At 66.3% G+C, this 19484-nt stretch carries 20 protein-coding genes; 9 read left to right on the forward strand and 11 right to left on the reverse strand.

The genetic code is table 11. From position 1 onward, the window contains the following. Positions 1–107: 107 nt before the first annotated feature. Positions 108–2411: a HelD family protein gene (locus OG405_RS17005; protein WP_327152366.1), complete on the forward strand. Its 2304-nt coding sequence runs from the start codon at positions 108–110 to the stop codon at positions 2409–2411. Positions 2412–2525: 114 nt separating this feature from the next. On the opposite strand, the gene OG405_RS17010 is transcribed toward OG405_RS17005, so the two are convergent. The 3 genes from OG405_RS17010 to OG405_RS17020 all read right to left on the reverse strand — a co-directional run bounded on the left by OG405_RS17010 (position 2526) and on the right by OG405_RS17020 (position 4734). Beyond that, on the reverse strand, positions 2526–2978 hold the full coding sequence (locus tag OG405_RS17010) for a universal stress protein (protein WP_327147467.1): 453 nt from the start codon (positions 2976–2978) through the stop codon (positions 2526–2528). A gap of 331 nt (positions 2979–3309) precedes the next feature. Next, positions 3310–3723, reverse strand: a complete 414-nt coding sequence (locus OG405_RS17015) for a DoxX family protein (RefSeq protein WP_327147468.1) — start codon at positions 3721–3723, stop codon at positions 3310–3312. Between the two features lie 132 nt (positions 3724–3855). After that, positions 3856–4734 carry a DUF6597 domain-containing transcriptional factor gene (locus OG405_RS17020; protein WP_327147469.1) on the reverse strand — a complete coding sequence of 293 codons (879 nt, stop codon included), beginning with the start codon at positions 4732–4734 and terminating at the stop codon, positions 3856–3858. Between the two features lie 250 nt (positions 4735–4984). Here OG405_RS17020 and OG405_RS17025 point away from each other — a divergent pair, with 250 nt between their 5' ends. Next, on the forward strand, positions 4985–5455 hold the full coding sequence (locus tag OG405_RS17025) for a VOC family protein (RefSeq protein WP_327147470.1): 471 nt from the start codon (positions 4985–4987) through the stop codon (positions 5453–5455). A 29-nt stretch (positions 5456–5484) separates the two neighbouring features. Here OG405_RS17025 and uvrB read toward each other — a convergent pair whose 3' ends face one another. Next, complete coding sequence (gene uvrB, locus OG405_RS17030) at positions 5485–7677, reverse strand: excinuclease ABC subunit UvrB (protein ID WP_327147471.1); 2193 nt, start codon at positions 7675–7677, stop codon at positions 5485–5487. Between the two features lie 101 nt (positions 7678–7778). Between uvrB and OG405_RS17035 the strand changes: the two genes are divergently transcribed. Then, a complete protein-coding gene (locus tag OG405_RS17035) occupies positions 7779–8303 on the forward strand; it encodes a DUF402 domain-containing protein (protein WP_327147472.1) in 525 nt (174 codons plus the stop codon). Between the two features lie 27 nt (positions 8304–8330). Here OG405_RS17035 and coaE read toward each other — a convergent pair whose 3' ends face one another. Further along, positions 8331–9539: a dephospho-CoA kinase gene (gene coaE, locus OG405_RS17040; RefSeq protein WP_327147473.1), complete on the reverse strand. Its 1209-nt coding sequence runs from the start codon at positions 9537–9539 to the stop codon at positions 8331–8333. Between the two features lie 183 nt (positions 9540–9722). Here coaE and OG405_RS17045 point away from each other — a divergent pair, with 183 nt between their 5' ends. Both OG405_RS17045 and OG405_RS17050 read left to right on the forward strand, forming a co-directional pair. Then, positions 9723–9935: a hypothetical protein gene (locus OG405_RS17045; RefSeq protein ID WP_327147474.1), complete on the forward strand. Its 213-nt coding sequence runs from the start codon at positions 9723–9725 to the stop codon at positions 9933–9935. 266 nt (positions 9936–10201) lie between these two features. Next, a complete protein-coding gene (locus tag OG405_RS17050) occupies positions 10202–10600 on the forward strand; it encodes an NAD(P)-dependent oxidoreductase (RefSeq protein ID WP_327147475.1) in 399 nt (132 codons plus the stop codon). Between the two features lie 89 nt (positions 10601–10689). On the opposite strand, the gene rpsA is transcribed toward OG405_RS17050, so the two are convergent. Then, a complete protein-coding gene (rpsA, locus tag OG405_RS17055) occupies positions 10690–12162 on the reverse strand; it encodes a 30S ribosomal protein S1 (protein ID WP_327147476.1) in 1473 nt (490 codons plus the stop codon). Positions 12163–12329: 167 nt separating this feature from the next. Here rpsA and OG405_RS17060 point away from each other — a divergent pair, with 167 nt between their 5' ends. Next, the gene (locus OG405_RS17060; RefSeq protein ID WP_327147477.1) at positions 12330–13214 is read left to right on the forward strand and encodes a class I SAM-dependent methyltransferase; all 885 of its coding nucleotides are present in this window, start codon (positions 12330–12332) and stop codon (positions 13212–13214) included. A 91-nt stretch (positions 13215–13305) separates the two neighbouring features. Here the strand turns inward: OG405_RS17060 and OG405_RS17065 are convergent, their stop codons facing one another. Beyond that, positions 13306–13479 (reverse strand): hypothetical protein, encoded by a 174-nt coding sequence (locus OG405_RS17065; protein ID WP_327147478.1) that lies wholly within the window; start codon positions 13477–13479, stop codon positions 13306–13308. Beyond that, positions 13479–14354 carry an SPFH domain-containing protein gene (locus OG405_RS17070; RefSeq protein WP_327147479.1) on the reverse strand — a complete coding sequence of 292 codons (876 nt, stop codon included), beginning with the start codon at positions 14352–14354 and terminating at the stop codon, positions 13479–13481. The genes OG405_RS17065 and OG405_RS17070 overlap by 1 nt, the downstream gene beginning before the upstream one ends. Before the next feature lie 130 nt (positions 14355–14484). Here OG405_RS17070 and OG405_RS17075 point away from each other — a divergent pair, with 130 nt between their 5' ends. Further along, positions 14485–15570 carry an isocitrate/isopropylmalate dehydrogenase family protein gene (locus OG405_RS17075; RefSeq protein ID WP_327147480.1) on the forward strand — a complete coding sequence of 362 codons (1086 nt, stop codon included), beginning with the start codon at positions 14485–14487 and terminating at the stop codon, positions 15568–15570. A gap of 43 nt (positions 15571–15613) precedes the next feature. On the opposite strand, the gene OG405_RS17080 is transcribed toward OG405_RS17075, so the two are convergent. The 3 genes from OG405_RS17080 to OG405_RS17090 are packed head-to-tail and all read right to left on the reverse strand — an operon-like array spanning position 15614 to position 18188. Further along, a complete protein-coding gene (locus tag OG405_RS17080) occupies positions 15614–16366 on the reverse strand; it encodes an amino acid ABC transporter ATP-binding protein (RefSeq protein ID WP_442790758.1) in 753 nt (250 codons plus the stop codon). A 20-nt stretch (positions 16367–16386) separates the two neighbouring features. Beyond that, the gene (locus OG405_RS17085) at positions 16387–17319 is read right to left on the reverse strand and encodes an amino acid ABC transporter permease (RefSeq protein ID WP_327147482.1); all 933 of its coding nucleotides are present in this window, start codon (positions 17317–17319) and stop codon (positions 16387–16389) included. Beyond that, positions 17316–18188, reverse strand: a complete 873-nt coding sequence (locus OG405_RS17090; RefSeq protein ID WP_327152367.1) for an ABC transporter substrate-binding protein — start codon at positions 18186–18188, stop codon at positions 17316–17318. Before OG405_RS17090 ends, OG405_RS17085 begins: the two co-directional genes overlap by 4 nt. Positions 18189–18403: 215 nt before the next feature. On the opposite strand from OG405_RS17090, the gene OG405_RS17095 reads away from it, so the two are divergent. Then, on the forward strand, positions 18404–18937 hold the full coding sequence (locus OG405_RS17095; RefSeq protein WP_327147483.1) for a 2'-5' RNA ligase family protein: 534 nt from the start codon (positions 18404–18406) through the stop codon (positions 18935–18937). 123 nt (positions 18938–19060) lie between these two features. Continuing rightward, positions 19061–19444, forward strand: a complete 384-nt coding sequence (gene trxA / locus OG405_RS17100) for a thioredoxin (RefSeq protein ID WP_327147484.1) — start codon at positions 19061–19063, stop codon at positions 19442–19444. Positions 19445–19484: the final 40 nt, after the last annotated feature.

Raw genomic sequence — 19484 nt, forward strand, 5'->3', positions numbered from 1 at the left:
ACAACTCTGTGCACGCGATCCCGCCGTGCCTCGCCGAGCCCGTCCCGCCGTGGGTGAGAAGGAGTCAGGACTTGCCCGACAACCGCACCGAGGAACGCCCCACCGACCTGGCGCCCGCCGCCGCGGCGCCTCCGGACGCGGCGACGCGGGACCTCGATCACGAACAGGCATATCTGTCGGTGCTCTACGAGCGGCTCGACGGGATGCGCGCGTACGCCGACAACCGGCTGCGCACCGTCCTGCTGGAAAACGGGGGTACTCCGCAGGCGCGCACCGAACGGGAATCGTTCACCCAGCTCTATACCGAGGATCTCGCCAAATACGATGCCGCCGAACACGGCCTGTGTTTCGGCCGGATCGATCTGGCCGACGACCACAGCGATCCGGAACAGCGCTATATCGGCCGTCTGGGGATCCTCGATGAGGACAACGATTACGAACCCCTGCTACTGGACTGGCGGGCCCCGCTGGCCCGGCCGTTCTATCTGGCCACCACCGCCGCACCCGACGGTGTGCTGCGCCGCCGCCATATCCGCTCCCGCAACCGCCGGGTGACCGCGGTCAACGACGAATACCTGGATCTGGATGTGGCCCGGCAGGCCGGAGCCACCGCGTCGGAGGGTGGAGTCGGCAGCGAGAGCGCGCTGCTGGCGGCGTTGAACGCCGCCCGCACGGGTCAGATGGCCGACATCGTGGAAACGATCCAGAGCGAACAGGACGCGATCATCCGTGCCGAGCACAAGAGTGTGCTCGTGGTGCAGGGCGGTCCCGGCACCGGCAAGACCGCGGTGGCCCTGCACCGTGCGGCCTATCTCCTGTACACCTATCGACAGCAGCTGGCCAAGAGCGGTGTGCTCATCATCGGCCCCAACGCCACCTTCCTGAACTACATCGGCCAGGTATTGCCGTCACTGGGTGAGACCGGGGTGTTGCTGTCCACCATCGGTGATCTGTATCCGGGTGTGAAGGCTACGCTGACCGACTCGCTCCGGGCCGGGGAGCTCAAGGGTTCGACGAGCGTGCTGGAGATCCTGAAGAACGCCGTGCGCGACCGACAGCAGGTGCCGAGTGAACCCGTCACCCTGAGTTTCGACGGATACCCGGTGACCCTGGACCGTAAGATCGTCACCCGGGCCCGGGGCCGGGCTCGCTCGTCGCGCCGCTCGCACAACCTGGCTCGCCCCGTCTTCGCCTCGATGGTGATCGAAGCGCTCACCGACCAGCTCGCGCAGACCATGGGAGCCGATCCGGCCGGTAACGGGCGCAGCCTGCTCAGCGCCGCCGATCTGTCCGAGATCAGCGACGAATTGCGTGCCGACCCGAAGGTGCAGCGGGTGCTGGCCGAACTGTGGCCGTTGCTCACTCCGCAGCAGGTACTGGGCGATCTGTTCGCCGACTCCGATCGTCTCGACCGCGCCGCCGGCAAACTGCTCGAACCGGCCGACCGAGCCGAACTGCTGCGCACCGGCACCGGCACCGGCGAGTTCAGTGCCGCCGACGCCCCCTTGTTGGACGAGCTCGCCGAACTCCTGGGCACCGACGACGCGGAGGAGCGTGAACGTGCCCGGCGGCGCTGGCGCGCCCAGCTCGCCGAGGCCCAGGACGCGCTGGACATCCTCACCGGATCAGCCCCGCAGGACCTCGAGGACGAACTCGACCCGGAGATCCTGATGGCCTACGACCTCATCGACGCGAGCCAGCTCGCCGAACGCCAGCAGGTGCGCAACCGGCAGACGACGGCCGAGCGCGCCGCGGGCGATCGCACCTGGACCTACGGCCATGTGATCGTGGACGAGGCGCAGGAGTTGTCGGAGATGGCCTGGCGCATGGTGATGCGCCGGATCCCGAACCGGTGGATCACCGTGGTCGGCGATATCGCGCAGACCGGTGATCCGGCAGGCGCGAGCTCGTGGTCGGACATGCTCGAGCCGTATGTGGCGAAGCGGTGGAAACGCACCGAGCTCACCGTGAACTACCGGACCCCGTCGGAGATCATGGCGGTGGCTGCCGACGTCCTGGCCACCATCGATCCCACCGCCGAGGTGCCGCGCTCGGTCCGCGATTCGGGAAGGCCGCCGCGGGCGCATCGGGTGGCCGCGGCGGAACTGGCACCGGCCCTGGCCGGTCTGCTCACCGAGGAACAGGGCCCCGGCACCGTCGCGGTCCTGACGCCCGCTGAACTCGTCGCCGAATTCTCCGGGCTGGCAAGCGAATCCGTACGGGTGCTCACGGTGGGCGAAGTCAAAGGCCTGGAATTCGACGCGGTGTATCTCGTGGAACCGGCTGCGGTGATCGCCGAATCACCGCGCGGGCGCAACGATCTGTACGTCGCGATCACCCGGGCCACACAGCGGCTCACGGTGGTACACAGTGGAGAGCTTCCCCCGGAACTGCGGCGTCTGGCCCACTGACCACGGACCCGTACAGACGCGGACGCCCCACCCGGGAGGCACATTCCGGGGCGGGGCGTTGTTCGCGGTCGCGATATCAGCGCACGGTGTGGATTTCAGCGCACGGGGTGGATTTCAGCGCACGGTGTGCACGATCAGCACGTCGGACTTCGATTTGCGCGCGACATCCGAGGGCACCGAGCCCAGCAGACGACCGGCCAGCGTGTTCAGGCCCCGGTTACCGACCACGAGCAGATCCGCCTGGGTTTCCCTGACCAGGTCCAGCAGGGATTCGACCGGTTCGCCGACGATGGCCTTCTCGACGATCTCCTTCGCGCCGGCGGCTGTCGCCTTGTCGCGGGCGGTGCGCAGGATCTCGTTCGTGGGCGCCGAACCCCGTACCTGGTACGCCTCGTCCTTGAGCATATCGCTCGCGGCGGCGACATCACGGTCATCGGTCGGGTAGTAGGCGCAGGCCACGATGAGCGTCGAGCCCGCGGCGCCGGCCAGTGAAGCGGCCTTTTCCACGGCGACGTACGACGAGTCCGAGCCGTCGGTACCGACGACAACGGTCCGGTAGGCGGTCATTCTCTCCTCCAACTGTGCGGGGTATAAACGCGGCCGCGCCGGAAGCTCGACAGAAAGTCGGGCAGCGGCGCAGCGACTGCGTAGACCATAGCCGGAAACCTGGGCCCGAATATCCGGATTCGTTGTACATCACATACGAACCCGGCTACGGTGACGTTTCACATTTCGCCCGGGCCGAACTGCGGAGGCGCCGCCTACCTGCTGATTCCCGACCGGACCCGGGTAAACCTGTGAGCGGTCACAAGGAATTCGAACGTCGTTGACACCCTGGGATTTTCCTCACAGTGCCGGGCCCGCCCGGTACAGGCGGGCACCCGCACCATTTCCCGGATCAGAGCGAGAACAGCGGCCCCGTTATCGTCAGACCCAATTCATCGGTGTGCGCGAAAAACGCGAACAGCATGACACAGGCGCCTGCGAGCGCGAGGTCTTTGTTGAACTGGATCGTCTCCATCTGGGTGGCCTCCGCGTCGGTCTCCTTCCAGAAACTGTGCATCATGATCATGGTCGGGACGAGCATGATCAGCAGCAGCAGGGCACCCAGATCAGCCCAGATCCCGAACAGGATGCTGATACTGCCCAGCAGCATCAGCAGCCCGGATCCCTGGACGGCGAGCTCCGGCATCGGCACGCCCTTGGCTCGCGCGTAACCCGCCATGGCCTTGGTCTGGGTGAAATGGCCCAGCGCCGAGCTCAGGAACAGAATGACGAACATAACCCGGCCGATCAACACCACGACATCCATGTCCAGCTCCTCAATATCCATAAGGCATGAGCGAGGGCCTACGTGGTCACGCTACGCGACCGCCTCGGGGCCCGGCTCGCTCATGCCGACTGTCGCCGACGGGTACCGCTTCGGTCGAGATGCCATCTTCGATTATGAGGCCGGCAGAACCTTGGACGTCACCTCATCGCGCGAGCGTAACGAATTCTTGGCATATTCCAGCGGCGCCATTCCGACTTCGGCGGTGAACTCGCGAGTGAAATGCGCTTGATCGAAATATCCGAGCTCGGCCGCGAGCGCGGCCAGGTCCGCGATACGACCGCGGGCCAGTAGATCGGCGCCGTCCTGTAATCGATATCGACGCAGGACCCATTTCGGACCCGCGCCGATATAGCGTCGGAAGAGTCGTTGCAGTGTCCGCACCGGCACCCCGAACCGCTCGGTCACCTGATCGACCCGCGTCAGTTCGCGGTCGCCGGCCATCGCGTCGGCGATCGTCAGCACGAGCCGGTAGTTCGGATCGTCCCGGCGCGCGTGGGCGCCCAGATGCTCTTCGACCAGACGGCGCCGGTCGGGATCGGCGGGTTCCGCGAGAACCCGGGCGACGAGGTCATCGATATCGGGCAGCACCTCCTCCAGCGGCACCGCACGATCCCGCAGCACGCCGATATCGAGCCCGGTGAAGGCTCCGAAACCGCCGGGCCGGAACCGGACACCGAATGTCTCCCCCCGGCCGGTGAGCGCACGGACGAATTTCCGGGTGCAGACCCCGTTCACGAAACCACCGCATCGGTCACCGTCACGTTCGAAAGTGATGTGCACGCACGGATATGGAAGCACCTGCGCAGCGTAGGGCGCCCGACCACGCATATCCCAGCGCACCGACCAATACCACTCCACATAGTCCGATACGGACTCACCCGCGGGCAGCCTGTCGAGGGTTCGGAACCGCTCCTGCTCGTGCGGGTGCAGGATCGCCTTGCGGTCGCCCGCGGCGGGCACCTCCGGGGCCGGAATCCTCGCGTCAGCCACCGGCGCGCCTTGTCGAGCGTGGGCCGGCCCGCCGCCACAGTGGTGTCGTGTGTCCGGGCAGCGATGCGGTGTCCGATCCGGGTCCGCGCCCGGTACCCACGACCGTGCGCGGCGTGAGATCAACGCCGCCGGACGACGGCACACGCCCTACCGGAATGCCCGGCCGGTGTGTGTATGCCGGTCGCGAAGCCCGCGGGAGCTGTCGCTTTCTTACAATAATCCGCCGCCGGAGCCCGGCAGAGTCGTATTCATGAGCGAAACAGTCGATCCCATCCCCGCGGGCTACCACTCCATCACCGTGTTCATCGCGGTATCCGACGGCAACGCCGCCATCGACTTCTACACGACGGTGTTCGGCGCCGAGGTGATCTCGCGCAACGATATGCCCGACGGGCAGCCTGCCCACGCCGAACTGAAGATCGGCGATTCCACCATCCAGCTGGGACTCCCGGTGCCGGACCAGAACGTGCTGGCGCCCACCGGCGACTGGGTGCATACCTCCCTCGTCCACTACTGCCCCGATGTCGACGCCGTGATCGCCCGGGCCCGCGCGCACGGCGCCACCGTCGCCGAGGATCCCGCCACCTTCGTCACCGGGGACCGCTACGGCGCCCTGAAGGACCCGTTCGGGCATCGCTGGGTCGTCATGACCCGAGTCGAGGACGTCTCCCGGGAGGAAGCCGAACGCCGCGTGAACGAATGGATGGCCGCCCAGGTCTGACCCGGTACGGCAGCGCGGTATGGATCCGGTCACTGCAGTCCGGCCGCGTCCATACCGCGCAGCTCCTTCTTCAGATCGGCGATCTCGTCACGCAGCCGGCCCGCGAGCTCGAACTGCAGGTCGCGGGCCGCGTTCATCATCTGATCGGTGAGTTCGGCGACCAGATCGGCCAGCTCCGCACGCGGCATGGACTTGATATCGCGCCCCTCGACGATCCCCGCACTCACCGCCCGGCCCGGTTCTCCCTGGGCCCGGCGCCCACGGCTGGCGTTGCGGCCGGAACCGCCGACCTCGACCTCGTCGCCGACCTCGGAATAGACCTGATCGAGGATATCGGCGATCTTCTTGCGCAGCGGCTGCGGATCGATCCCCATCTCCGCGTTGTAGGCGAGTTGTTTGGCACGGCGGCGTTCGGTCTCGTCGATCGCGTTCCGCATCGAATCGGTGATCTTGTCCGCGTACATGTGCACCTCACCGGACACATTGCGTGCGGCGCGGCCGATGGTTTGGATCAGGCTCTTCGAACTGCGCAGGAACCCTTCCTTGTCCGCGTCCAGAATCGCGACCAGCGATACCTCCGGCAGGTCCAGGCCCTCGCGCAGCAGATTGATACCGACCAGCACGTCGTATTCCCCGAGGCGCAGCTGCCGCAGCAGTTCGACGCGGCGGAGGGTATCGATCTCGGAGTGCAGATAGCGCACCCGCACGCCGAGCCCGAGCAGATAGTCGGTCAGATCCTCGGACATCTTCTTGGTGAGCGTGGTGACCAGCACCCGCTCGTCGCGCTCGGTGCGCAACCGGATTTCGTGCACCAGATCGTCGATCTGTCCCTTGGTGGGTTTCACCTCGACCTTCGGATCGACCAGACCGGTCGGGCGGATGACCTGCTCCACCACCTCGCCGTTGACACGACCGAGCTCATAATTGCCCGGGGTGGCGGACAAGTAGACCGCCTGGCCGATCCGTTCGGCGAATTCCTCCCACGTGAGCGGCCGGTTGTCCACGGCCGACGGCAGCCGGAAGCCGAATTCCACCAGATTGCGCTTACGCGACATATCCCCCTCGTACATACCGCCGATCTGCGGCACCGTCACATGGGACTCGTCGATCACCAGCAGGAAATCGTCCGGGAAGTAATCCAACAGGGTGGCGGGGGCCGAACCGGCCGGCCGTCCGTCGATATGACGCGAATAGTTCTCGATACCGGAGCAGAAGCCGACCTGCCGGATCATCTCGAGGTCGTACTGGGTGCGCATCCGCAACCGCTGGGCCTCGAGCAATTTGCCTTTGCGCTCGAGTTCGGCGAGGCGTTCCTCGAGCTCGGCCTCGATATCGACGACCGCCCGTTCCATCCGATCCGGACCCGCCACATAGTGCGTGGCCGGGAAGATACGGACCGTATCGACCTTGCGCACGACATCTCCGGTGAGCGGATGCAGATAGTAGAGTTCCTCGATCTCGTCGCCGAAGAATTCGATGCGTACCGCCAGTTCCTCGTAAGAGGGGATGATCTCGACGGTATCGCCGCGTACCCGGAACGAACCCCGTGTGAACGCCATGTCGTTGCGCGTGTACTGGACATCCACCAGCATCCGCAGAAATGCGTCGCGGTCGACCTCCGACCCCACCTCGAGCAGTACAGAGCGATCCAGATAGGACTGCGGCGTACCGAGACCGTAGATACACGACACCGATGCGACGACGACCACATCCCGGCGCGACAGCAGTGCCGAGGTCGCCGAATGGCGCAGCCGCTCCACATCGTCGTTGATCGAGCTGTCCTTCTCGATATAGGTATCGGTCTGCGCGATATAGGCCTCGGGCTGGTAGTAGTCGTAATAGGAGACGAAATACTCCACCGCGTTGTGCGGGAACATCTCGCGTAGTTCGTTGGCCAATTGCGCCGCCAGCGTCTTGTTCGGGGCCATCACCAGCGTCGGCCGCTGCAAGCGTTCGATGAGCCAGGCCGTGGTCGCCGATTTACCGGTACCGGTGGCGCCCAGCAACACCACATCGGGTTCTCCCGCGTTGATCCGGCGTTCGAGTTCCTCGATCGCGGCGGGCTGGTCACCGGCCGGCTGATGCGGGCTGACCACCTCGAACCGGCCACCGGTGCGCTCGATCTCGCCGACCGGGCGGAACTCCGATTTGGCCAGCGGAGTCTCCCCGTCGGCCTCGGTCCCGGTGACGCCGGCCGCACGGAGTTCGGTTGCGAATGCCATGCCCCCAGACTAGGCCCGGTCACCGACAGAATCCCGTCGTCGCCCGGCGCCCGCCGGGCGGGAGCCGCCGCCCACCGCCCGAGTGGGTAGATTCGGCACCTGTGACACAGGTATCCAGCGTGGACGTCCACCGGCCCAAGGTGGAGTACTTCGATATCACGGAACTGACCAATACCGACCCGAAGGGTTTCATCCGCGAGGTGGAGCGCTACCACCTCGAACCCTGGGGGTTGTACATGGCTCGCACCGCCGACCATCCGCAATTCCATTATCTGGAATCGTGGCTGCTGCCGACGGTGAATCTGCGCGCGTCGGTTTTCCATTTCCATCCCGCACATATGCGCGATCAGGACTACTACGTCGATATCGGCGAATTCGGCGAGGTCGAGCCGAAGAAATGGCGTTCGATCGACCATTATCTGGACCTGGTCGTCCGGACGGGCCGGGAAACCGAGCTACTGGATATCGACGAACTGCTGGCCGCGCACACCGCCGGCCTGCTCGACGCGGCCACCGCCGAGAAGGCAGTGGCCACCGCCACCCGGGCGATCGACGGTATCGCTGCCCACGGTCACGACTTCCAGGCCTGGACGGCTTCCCTCGATATGCCGCTCACCTGGCTGTGAGCGGGGAAGATCGGCGCACAGGTGCTGCTATTCCGGGTAGATACCGCGCCGGTCCGACACCCGCTCGTACACCGAATCGAACCAGAATTCCTTCACCGCCAGATAGGCCGCGGTCGCCTCGTGGGCCCGCAGCCCGGCAGCCGCGGCCGCAGCCTTGCGCTTCACTTCCGTGTACTCCGCGCGTGCGTCGGCATCGGCGCGCAGCCAGTCACGAAACGCGAGCGCGAACTGCTGCCCGGGACTCCCCTCGGCACGCAGGTGAACATAGGCCGGACGGCCCGGGTCCGCGCTGCCGTGCAGACGTTTCTCCCAGCGGCGCAGATCTGTTGCCGATTCGTCCCCGGGGGTCGGCTTCGGATTGTCGTGGATGTACTCCGGTATCGCCGGGAAACCGGCATTCGCCAACGCGTCGCGGATGGTATCGGCGGCGGCGAGATCGGCGACCGTGATCTGCAGGTCGAGCACGTCCTTCGCGGGCAGACCGGGTACCGAGGTCGAGCCGATGTGGTCGATCCGCACGGCCACCGCACCCGCGGCCACCCGTAGCCGCGCGATCAGCCGCTGCGCCTGCGCCGCCCACTGTGGATCCGGTTCCACGATCCGGGGCGCCGGGCGTACCGCATCGCCGGAACGCAGATTGGCCTCGAAGGGCACCAGGCGTTCATCCCAGAGCCGGTGGACCGCCGCTTCGACCGCACCGGCGGGACCGTTGTTGTCCAGCAGCACATCCGCGGCCGCGTAGCGCTGTTCATCGGTCGCCTGGGCGGCGATCCGAGCCCGCGCGTCGGCCTCCGGTACGCCGCGGAACTCGATCAGGCGCCGGATCCGTGTCTCCGCAGCGACATCCACGATCAGCACCAGGTTCATGAAGGGCGCCATATGGTTCTCCACCAGCAGCGGAACATCCTGCACCACGATGGCGTCCGGTGCGGCGGTGGCGAAGAGTTCGGCCGTGCGCTGCCCGACCAGCGGATGAGTGATCGAGTTCAGCGTGGTTCGGGATTTGTCGTCGCGAAATGCCTTGGCCGCCAGAGCCGGGCGATCGAGACTCCCGTCGGCATCCAGAATTTCCGTGCCGAATGCCTCGGTCAGGGCGGTGAGTCCCGGCGTTCCGGGAGCGACCACTTCGCGAGCGATGACATCGGAATCGATGAGCACCGCGCCGCGTTGCACGAGCGCCCGCGCGACCGTCGATTTACCCGCTCCCATACCGCCGGTGAGCCCGATTCGTAGCATTCGATCAGTCTCGCATCCGCGAGTACCGGATCGGCCGCGAGGTTGCCGCTCTATACCCTCTCGACACGCCCAGCCACGGCGGAACGACACAAATGTCCTGATTACGCCAGGTATTGGGCTAGTGTTCGGCCTGAGTGCACGGCCCGATTCACAGCTTCTGTCACGGACAGCAAAGGAACGAGCATGCGCATCAGGTACTACCGCACAGGCCGGCACCGGCTGGGGGCGCCGGGCCGGGTGCACTGTCTCGCCATTCCGGCCGTAGCGGCCTGTCTGTCGAAGAACCACCGCCCCTGGTTCCGTGTTTTCACCATCGCGCCTCGGCACAGTCTGGCTGCTCATCGCCCGCGTCCGTCGATCGTCTGGCCGCGCTGGGTCCCGGTCCCGGCAGGCTAGTTCTCGACGGACAACGGTGGCCCGGTCTTCGGACCGGGCCACTGTTGTCTTCGGGTGATAACGTCGGATATCCGCGCTCCGAATCCGACCGCGGATACCGCCGCACTCGAATACCGTTCGCCGCCGACGGTTACAACCCCAGTTCACGGACGAGATCGAGCATCTCCGCGCGGCACAGTTTCGCCGGATCCGCCGATTGCGGCCCCAGATGGCCGTACACCTCCAGCGCGACCGGACCCCATGATTTCGTATCGGGTGCGCACGCGATGGTGACAGCCCTGGCGCGACATCCGGCAACCCGAGTTCTCGTGGTCGGCGGCGCGGGCAGTCTGGAGGTCGCGCTCGGCCGACAACTCGTGGACGAGCCCGGCTTCGCGGACAACCTGATCACCGGCCTCGGAGTACCACGCGAGCACTACCGCGTCGTCGCCGCGCTGCGCGACGCGCTGAACGTCTACCGCACATCGGATCGTCTCTGGACGTATCTCAGCCCATGCTCGGGCCGCGTCGACCCCGGTGAACGCACCGGCCGTTTCCGGATCGGCGGCGATCAACTGCTCGATACCGGCGGGCGCGATATCTCCGCGGAGAATCTCGCGATGGCATTACTGGACGAGGCGCACCTTCCGCAATACATCCAGCGCCGGTTCACGGTCGGGTACTGAGCCGGTTCACCATCGGGCACCGACACGAAAGACCCCGGTCCTGAGAGACCGGGGTCTTTTCGTTCGACTATCGGCTACCGATATTCGCCTCAGGCGTTACCGGACAGCTTCTCCCGCAGGGCCGCGAGCTGCGCATCGCTGGCCAGCGACCCACCGCCGGCCGATTCCGGCTGGCTGGAGGTCGACTGCGCGCCGCCGCTCTCGGAAGAGTAGTTCGACGAACCGCTGCCGTTGACGGCCTCGGCGGCGGCGTCGGCCGCCATCTTCTCCATCTGCGCGGTGTGCATCTTGTGCCGGCGCTCCGCCTCGGCGTAGCGGCCTTCCCACTCTTCGCGCTGCTTGTCGAAGCCGTCGAGCCATTCGTTGGTCTCGGGATCGAAGCCCTCGGGGAAGATGTAGTTGCCCTGCTCGTCGTAGCTGTCGGCCATACCGTACTTCGACGGATCGAACTCGGCGTTGTAGTCCTCGTTGGCCTGCTTGAGGCTCAGCGAGATCCGACGACGCTCCAGGTCGATATCGATGACCTTGACCATCGCGTCGTCGCCGACGACCACGACCTGGTCCGGCACCTCGACGTGACGCTCGGCCAGCTCGGAGATGTGCACGAGGCCCTCGATGCCCTCTTCGACGCGGACGAACGCGCCGAACGGCACCAGCTTGGTGACCTTACCCGGCACGATCTGGCCGATGGCGTGAGTGCGGGCGAACTGGCGCCAGGGATCTTCCTGGGTGGCCTTCAGCGACAGCGAGACACGCTCGCGGTCCCGGTCGACCTCGAGCACCTCGACGGTGACCTCGTTGCCCACCTCGACCACCTCGGACGGGTGATCGATGTGCTTCCAGGACAGTTCGGAGACGTGCACCAGACCGTCGACACCGCCGAGATCGACGAACGCGCCGAAGTTGACGATGGAGGAGACCACACCCTTGCGGACCTGGCCCTTCTGCAGCTGGTTCAGGAACTCGCTGCGCACCTCGGACTGCGTCTGCTCCAGCCAGGCCCGGCGCGACAGAACCACGTTGTTGCGGTTCTTGTCGAGCTCGATGATCTTGGCCTCGATCTCCTTGCCGACGTACGGCTGCAGATCGCGGACGCGGCGCATCTCGACCAACGAGGCGGGCAGGAAGCCGCGCAGCCCGATGTCGAGGATCAGACCACCCTTCACGACCTCGATCACGGTGCCGCGGACGGCCTCGTCCTTCTCCTTGAGCTCCTCGATCGTGCCCCAGGCGCGCTCGTACTGAGCCCGCTTCTTGGACAGGATCAAGCGCCCCTCTTTGTCCTCCTTGGTGAGGACCAGAGCTTCCACCTCATCGCCCACGGAAACGACCTCGTTCGGGTCGACATCGTGCTTGATGGAGAGCTCGCGAGACGGAATGACGCCTTCGGTCTTGTAACCGATGTCGAGCAGGACCTCGTCGCGGTCGACTTTGACGATGGTTCCTTCGACGATATCGCCGTCGTTGAAGTACTTGATCGTAGCGTCGATGGCGGCGAGGAAATCCTCGGCGGAGCCGATGTCGTTAACGGCTACCTGCGGCGAGGTGACGGTGGTGGGCATGTGGCGGTTTGCTCCGGACGGATTGTGATCGGTTGCGGACATTGAGACTTTCGGTACGCTGCGATACACCCAGCTGCTCCAGGTGTGATCACTTGCGCGTTCAGCGTACGCGACCCGGAACCGGGCGGGCAAACGACCCCCCGGAGCGGATCTATAGGCTTCGCGACGTGTCCGACGACCTCGTTCAAGATCGCCACGCCCTGGCCACCGAACTACTGGGCACCGCGGGTGCGGCGCGCCTGCGGGTCGGCTCGGCCGAGAGCGAACGCGCGAACCGGCGCTGGTGGGATGCCGACGCCGGCCAGTACCACGATACGCACGGGGAATTCCTGGGTACCGACAGCACCGGCGGCGAGTTCGTCTGGTGCCCGGAGGGACTGCACGAAGGGGATATGGGCTTCCTCGGCGAACTCGCCGGCAAAAGGATCCTGGAGATCGGCTGCGGGTCGGCCCCGTGCGCCCGCTGGCTGGCCGGGCAGGGCGCGCGACCGATCGGTCTGGACATCTCGATGGGAATGCTGGCGCGGGGGCTCGCCGCCATGGACCAGGGCGGACCGCGGGTACCGCTGGTCCAAGCCGGCGCCGAGGCACTGCCGTTCGCGGACGAATCCTTCGATCTCGCCTGTTCGGCCTTCGGGGCGATCCCGTTCGTCGCGGACTCCGCTCTGGCGATGCGAGAGGTCTCCCGGGTGCTGCGGCCGGGCGGTCGCTGGGTGTTCGCGGTGAACCATCCGATGCGCTGGATATTCCGCGACGATCCCGGACCGGACGGCCTCGAAGCGGTGATCCCCTATTTCGATCGCACCCCGTACACCGAGATCGACAGTGAGGGCCGCTGCACCTATGTGGAGCACCACCGGACGATCGGTGACCGGGTCCGGGAAATAGTGGGAGCCGGATTGGTGCTCGACGATATCGTCGAACCGGATTGGCCCGAATGGCTGGACCGGGAATGGGGCCAATGGAGTCCGCTACGGGGGCAATTGTTTCCGGGTACGGCCATCTTCGTCACCCATAAACCGCGAGGCCCGGAAGCGACCGCGACGAGGTGAATCGGCCCGGCGAGAGCGGACGTGCTCGGCGATGGCCCGGACGAGCATCTCCCGACTCACGGTGTATCCGTGAGCCGGGAGCCCGGTCCGATCAGGACTCGTCGCCGCGCGGCTGTCGCGGGGAACGTCCGGCCTGATCCAGCGCACGCCGGAGGGCGAACTCGATCTGCGCGTTGACGCTGCGCAGATCGTCGGCCGCCCATTTCGCGACCGCGTCGTACACCGCGGGGTCGAGCCGGAGCAGGACCTTCTTACGTTCGGCCATCAGTTGTACAGCGATCCCGCATTGACCACGGGCTGCGTCGGCCGGTCACCGCACAGCACCACCAGAAGATTCGAGACCATGGCGGCTTTGCGTTCCTCGTCGAGTTCCACCATGCCCTCGGCGGCGAGGCGATCGAGTGCCAGCCCGACCATACCCACCGCTCCCTCGACGATCTGGGCCCGAGCGGCCACCACCTGCGCCGCCTGCTGGCGGACCAGCATCGCCTGGGCGATCTCGGGTGCGTACGCGAGATGGGTGATCCGGGCCTCGATCACCTCGATGCCCGCGGTTTCGGTGCGGTCGCGCAGTTCCACCGTGAGTTCTTCTGCCACCTCGGCGCCGTCACGCAGGCTGGTGCGGTCGGCGTCGTGCGCGTCGTAGGGGTGAGTGGTGGCCAGATGCCGGACAGCCGCCTCGGACTGGGTTTCCACGTATTCCTCGTAGTCGTCCACGGCGAAGGCGGCCTTGAAACTGTCGACCACCTTGTAGACGACCACCGCCGCGATTTCCACGGGATTACCGTCGGCGTCGTTGACCTTCAGCTTCTGGGTTTCGAAGTTGCGGACCCGCAACGAGATGCTGCGCCGGTCGGTCAGGGGCAGTACCGAGAAGAATCCGGGTTCGCTGACCGAGCCGATATAGCGGCCGAAGAACTGCACGACCTTGGCCTCGTTCGGGTTCACCACCACCAGGCCGGTGATACCGAGCAGGAGGATGGCCCCCACCACGCACGCGACGATCGCCCCGGCCAGCGCCAGGGGGTTTCGATGTTGCGCGAATCCCGCTACCGCCACGGCCGCCACGGCGATCGTGAGCACCAGCCAGATCAGTAGTACGACGAACCCGTTGACCCGCGTGGCGTTCCGGAATGTCATGACATCCTCCCTCTATCAAAGTGATATCACTAAGATAGCATCCTGCCTCGGTACCGATAGCGCACGACCGGCGTCGGCAGCCCGCGTGGGCCCTCGACCGGCCCCCGACACACCCTGCGACCATGTGCGAATGGACCAGAAGGCACAGGGTGAGCGGCTACGGCTCGGGCTGATCGAAGGCGACGGGATCGGACCGGAAGTGGTGGTTTCGGCCCGCCGCGTGATGGACGAGGCGCTGACCGCCGCCGGCGCACCCGCGATCGACTGGGTCACGCTGCCGATGGGACGCCGGGCGATCGAGGAATTCGGCACCGCCCTACCGGAATCCACACTCACCGGCCTGCTCGGGACCGACGGCTGGCTCCTGGGCCCGCACGACAACGCCTCCTATCCGCCGGAGCACCGGATCGCACCCGGCGGCGCGATCCGGCGCCACTTCGGGCTGTACGCCAATATCCGGCCGGTCGAGGCATTCCCCGGAATCGCCGCCGCCGCGCCGGATATCGATCTGGTAGTGGTCCGCGAGAACAGCGAAGGCTTCTACGCCGACCGGAATATGGCCGTCGGATCCGGCGAGTTCTGCCCCACTCCCGATATCGCGCTGTCGGTCGGTCTGGTCACCCGCGCGGCCTCCGAGCGGATCGCGCACGAAGCGTTCCGGCTGGCCGCCGGGCGACGCGGGCGGGTGACCATCGTGCACAAGGCGAACGTCCTACCGCTGACCATGGGGCTGTTCCGCGATAGCTGCTACGCCGTGGCATCGGAGTACCCCGGGGTGACCGTGGACGACGAACACGTCGACGCGGCAGCCGCCCACCTGGTCCGTGCCCCCGGTGATTTCGATGTGCTGGTCACCGAGAATCTGTTCGGCGATATCCTCTCCGACCTCGCCGCTCAACTCGGCGGGTCACTGGGTACCGCCGCCTCCCTGAACTGCTCCGCCGACCGGGCGATGGCACAGGCGGTGCACGGCGCGGCGCCCGATCTGGCCGGTCGCAACCGGGCGAATCCGGTTGCCCTGCACCGGTCCGCGGCCATGCTCCTGCGCTGGCTGGCGGCCCGGCACGACCGGACGGTACTCACTCGGGCGGCGATACGGATCGAGCACGCGGTCGCAGCGACCTTCGCCGCCGGAATCGCGACAGCCGATCTCGGCGGCCAGGCGTCGACGAGCGAGTTCACCGAGCAGGTCACCGCCCGCGTTCACCGCCTGTGACGTCGTCCCGGCGCAGAACGTTGTGGTTCTGGCGAGAAAGCGGCTACAGCAGTCGCGACAGGAATGTCTTGGTGCGCGCGTGCTCCGGGCGGGTCAGCAGGTCGCCGGGTGCCCCGGCCTCGACCACCACTCCCCCGTCCATGAACACCAACTGGTCGGCCACCTCACGTGCGAAACCCATCTCGTGAGTGACCACGATCATCGTCATCCCGGACGCGGCGAGTTCGCGCATCACGGTGAGCACTTCACCGACCAGTTCCGGGTCCAGCGCAGAGGTCGGCTCGTCGAACAACATCAGCTTCGGATCCATCGCCAGCGCCCGCGCGATCGCCACCCGCTGCTGCTGGCCACCGGACAGCTGGGCCGGATAGGCGTTGGCCTTGTCCGCCAGCCCGACCCGGTCGAGCAATTCCTTCGCCCGGGACACCGCATCGGATCTGCGTATCTTCTTCACCTGGGTCGGCGCTTCGATGATGTTGGCGAGCGCGGTGCGATGCGGAAAAAGGTTGAAATGCTGGAACACCATGCCTATCTCACGCCGCTGCCGGGCGGCGTCGCGTGGATGCAGTTCGTAGAGCTTTCCGCCCTTCTCGCGGTAGCCGACGAGTTCGCCGTCCACATACAACCGGCCCGCGTCGACCTGCTCCAGGTGGTTGATACATCGCAGGAAAGTGGACTTACCCGAACCGGAGGGCCCGATGAGGCACAGCACCTGCCCGTGCCGCACATCGAGGGAGATACCGTTGAGTACCCGCAGGGCCCCGAAACTCTTGCAGACCCGTTCGGCGCGGATCATGGGTTCCGAACTCGTGGTGGTCATTTCGCCGGTGCCTCCCCGCGCGCGTCGGCCAGTTCCTGCAGTTGTTTCGCGGTCAGCTGCCGGGAGATACCGCGCGAATAGTATTTCTCCAGGTAGTACTGGCCGACCATCAGCACGCTGGTTATCGCCAGATACCAGGTCGCGGTGACCAGCAACAGCGGGATCGGCAGGAAGTTGACCCCGTAGATATCGCGGGCCCGACCGAACAGATCCGTACTCAGCGGTATCGCGGTGACCAGCGCGGTGGTCTTGAGCATGCTGATGAGTTCGTTACCGGTCGGCGGAATGATGACTCGCATAGCCTGAGGGAGAACTGTACGGCGCATCGTCTGCGACCAGGACATACCGAGCGCGATCGAGGCCTCACGCTGCCCTTCACCGACCGAGTTGATACCGGCCCGGACGATCTCGGCCATATACGCGGCCTCGTTGAGCCCCAGCCCGATCACGGCGAACGCGAATCCGGCCTGCAGGCTCTGCACATCGATCTCGAGCAGACGCGGGCCGAAGGGTACGCCGAACGCCACGTTCTGGTACAGCGACGGCACCAACCCCCAGAAGACCAGCTGTATGTACACCGGAGTCCCCCGGAAGACCCACAGGTAGACCCAGGCACTCGACCGCAGCACCGGGTTCGGCGACAACCGCATCACCGCCAGCAGGGTTCCCAGTGCGACCGCGATGAACATCGCGAGCACGGTCAGTTCGAGGGTGACCACCGCACCCTCCGCGATCCGGGTGTCGCGCAGATACTTCCAGTACACATCCCACCGGTAGGCGGGATTGGTGGCCGCGCCGTAGACGAAGAGCCCGGCGAGCGCCAGGATCACCGCCGCGGAAACCCAGCGGCCGGGCCGGCGCAACGGCACCGCGACTATCGGTTCGGGTTCGGCTGCCATACCGGCGGTCGTGTTCGGATCGGCGGTCATCGTGCGGACTCCCTGGCGCCGTTGATCACGGAGGTGCGCAGTGCGCCTTCCTGGACACCCCAGTTCTCGGAGATCTGCCGGTATTGCCCGTTGTCCATCAGGTACTGCACCGCGTCGCGCAGCACCGGCGCCAGCGGTGCCCCCTTCGCGACGGCCCATCCGTACGGCGCGGAATCGAACACCGGGCCGGCCGGTTCGATCTTGCCGGCGGTCTGTTTTATCGCGTAAGCGGTGACCGGAGAATCCGCGGACATGGCGTCGACCTGGCCGAGTACCAGTGCGTTGGTCACCGCACTCTGTTCGTCGAAGGCGTCGATGATGATCGGGTCCTTCCCCGCCGCGACGCAGGCCTCACTCTTCGCCGGGACCTCGTCGATATGCTCTACCGTCGTCGCCTGAACTGCGACACGTCTACCGCAGGCGTCCTCGGGGTCGATAGGGTGACCGGCACGCTGCGCCCACTGCACCCCGGCGCTGAAATAGGTGACGAAATCGACCTGTTCCTCCCGTTCCGCCGAGTCGGTGATCGAGGACATGCCCACGTCGTAGGTACCGGCCTGGACAGCGGGGATGATCTTCTCGAACGCCGATTCGGCGTAGCGGGCCCGGATACCGAGCACCGCGGTGACCGCGTCCATCAGGTCGACATCGAAACCGACGATCGCACCGTGCCGGTCGCGGTACTCGTTCGGCTGATACGGCACATTCACCCCGACCACCACCTCACCGGCGGCGGCGATATCCGGCGGCAGCCGTGCCGCCAACGCGGCCACCGGCCGCACCGGCACCTTCGACGGCACCGGGCCGGTGTCCTCGATATTGGTCACGCACCCGGCCACCAGCAGCACACCCGCCAGGCCGCACAGCATCCGCCGTACCCGGATCCCCGCACGATCAACCACACGCCACCACCTGCCGCTCGCGAATAATCGTCGGCCCTCGACCGATCGTCGACGTTGTCAGGCACAGTAGGCGAGAGCGGCGCGCGGAACATCCGGAGTAACCCGAGATCGATCTCGGGCGCGGCGTCCGGTCCCGCACAACCCACGATGCTCCGGCGGACGACCCGCTACCGTCTGCAGTCATGGTGCAGTCGGTGGAGTTACTGCTCGACGAGGCAGCGGAGCAGCGAATCCGGCGACAGTGGGAACTGCTCGCCGAAGCGGGACTGCCCGGGCTCGGGCACGGCAGACGCGACGGGGATACCGAAAGCCATCGGCCACACATCACCGTTGCGGTAGCGCGGCAGATCTGGCCGCGTATCGAACAGGATCTCGACCGGTTGTCGTTCCGGCCGTTCCCGGTACGTCTCGGCGGCGTGCTGGTGTTCGGCGCACGGCGGCCGATCCTGGTGCGGGCCGTGGTCCCTTCCGAACAACTGCTGGCCTGGCATCGACGTATCCATCAGGTGGTGGAGCCGTGCCCCGATATACCGGCGAATCTGCGTCCCGATCAATGGACGCCGCATATCACGCTGGCCCGCCGGATCCTGCAGCAACGCATCGGCGACGCGGTGGCGGCGATCGCGGCGGACCGGGACACCACCGCGACCGTGGTGGGGATCCGGCGCTGGGACGGCGACCAGCGCCGGGCGTGGCAGGTCGCCGAACACGGCTGAAACGGAGCCGGCGCGGTGCCGGACCTCGCCACGTAGGGTGAGTGCCGGTGGCGTACGACACCGCCGTGGAACACCGCGGCCGGGGCCGGCGTTACAGCCTGAAACCGACCACGAGAGGACGTCATGGCCACCCAGACACTGACCCAGCAGAACTTCGATGACATAGTCACCGGTAATGACGTAGTACTCGTCGATTTCTGGGCTTCCTGGTGCGGACCGTGCCGCAGTTTCGCCCCGACCTACGAGGCGTCCTCGGACAAGCACCCCGATGTCGTGCACGGCAAGGTCGACACCGAGGCCGAACAGGGCCTGGCCGCGGCCGCCAATATCCAGTCCATCCCGACCATCATGGCCTTCCGCGAAGGTGTCCTCGTCTTCGCCCAGCCCGGGGCGCTCCCGCCGGCGGCGCTCGAGGATCTGGTCTCCCAGGTGAAAGACCTGGATATGGACGAGGTTCGTAAGCAACTCGCCGAGCAGCAGGCGGCCAATGGCGAAGTAGCCGAATAGAATCGGCGAACGACGGCGGGCTCCACACTTTCCGGGGATG

This window comes from Nocardia sp. NBC_01329, from assembly GCF_035956715.1.
GTDB lineage: Bacteria > Actinomycetota > Actinomycetes > Mycobacteriales > Mycobacteriaceae > Nocardia.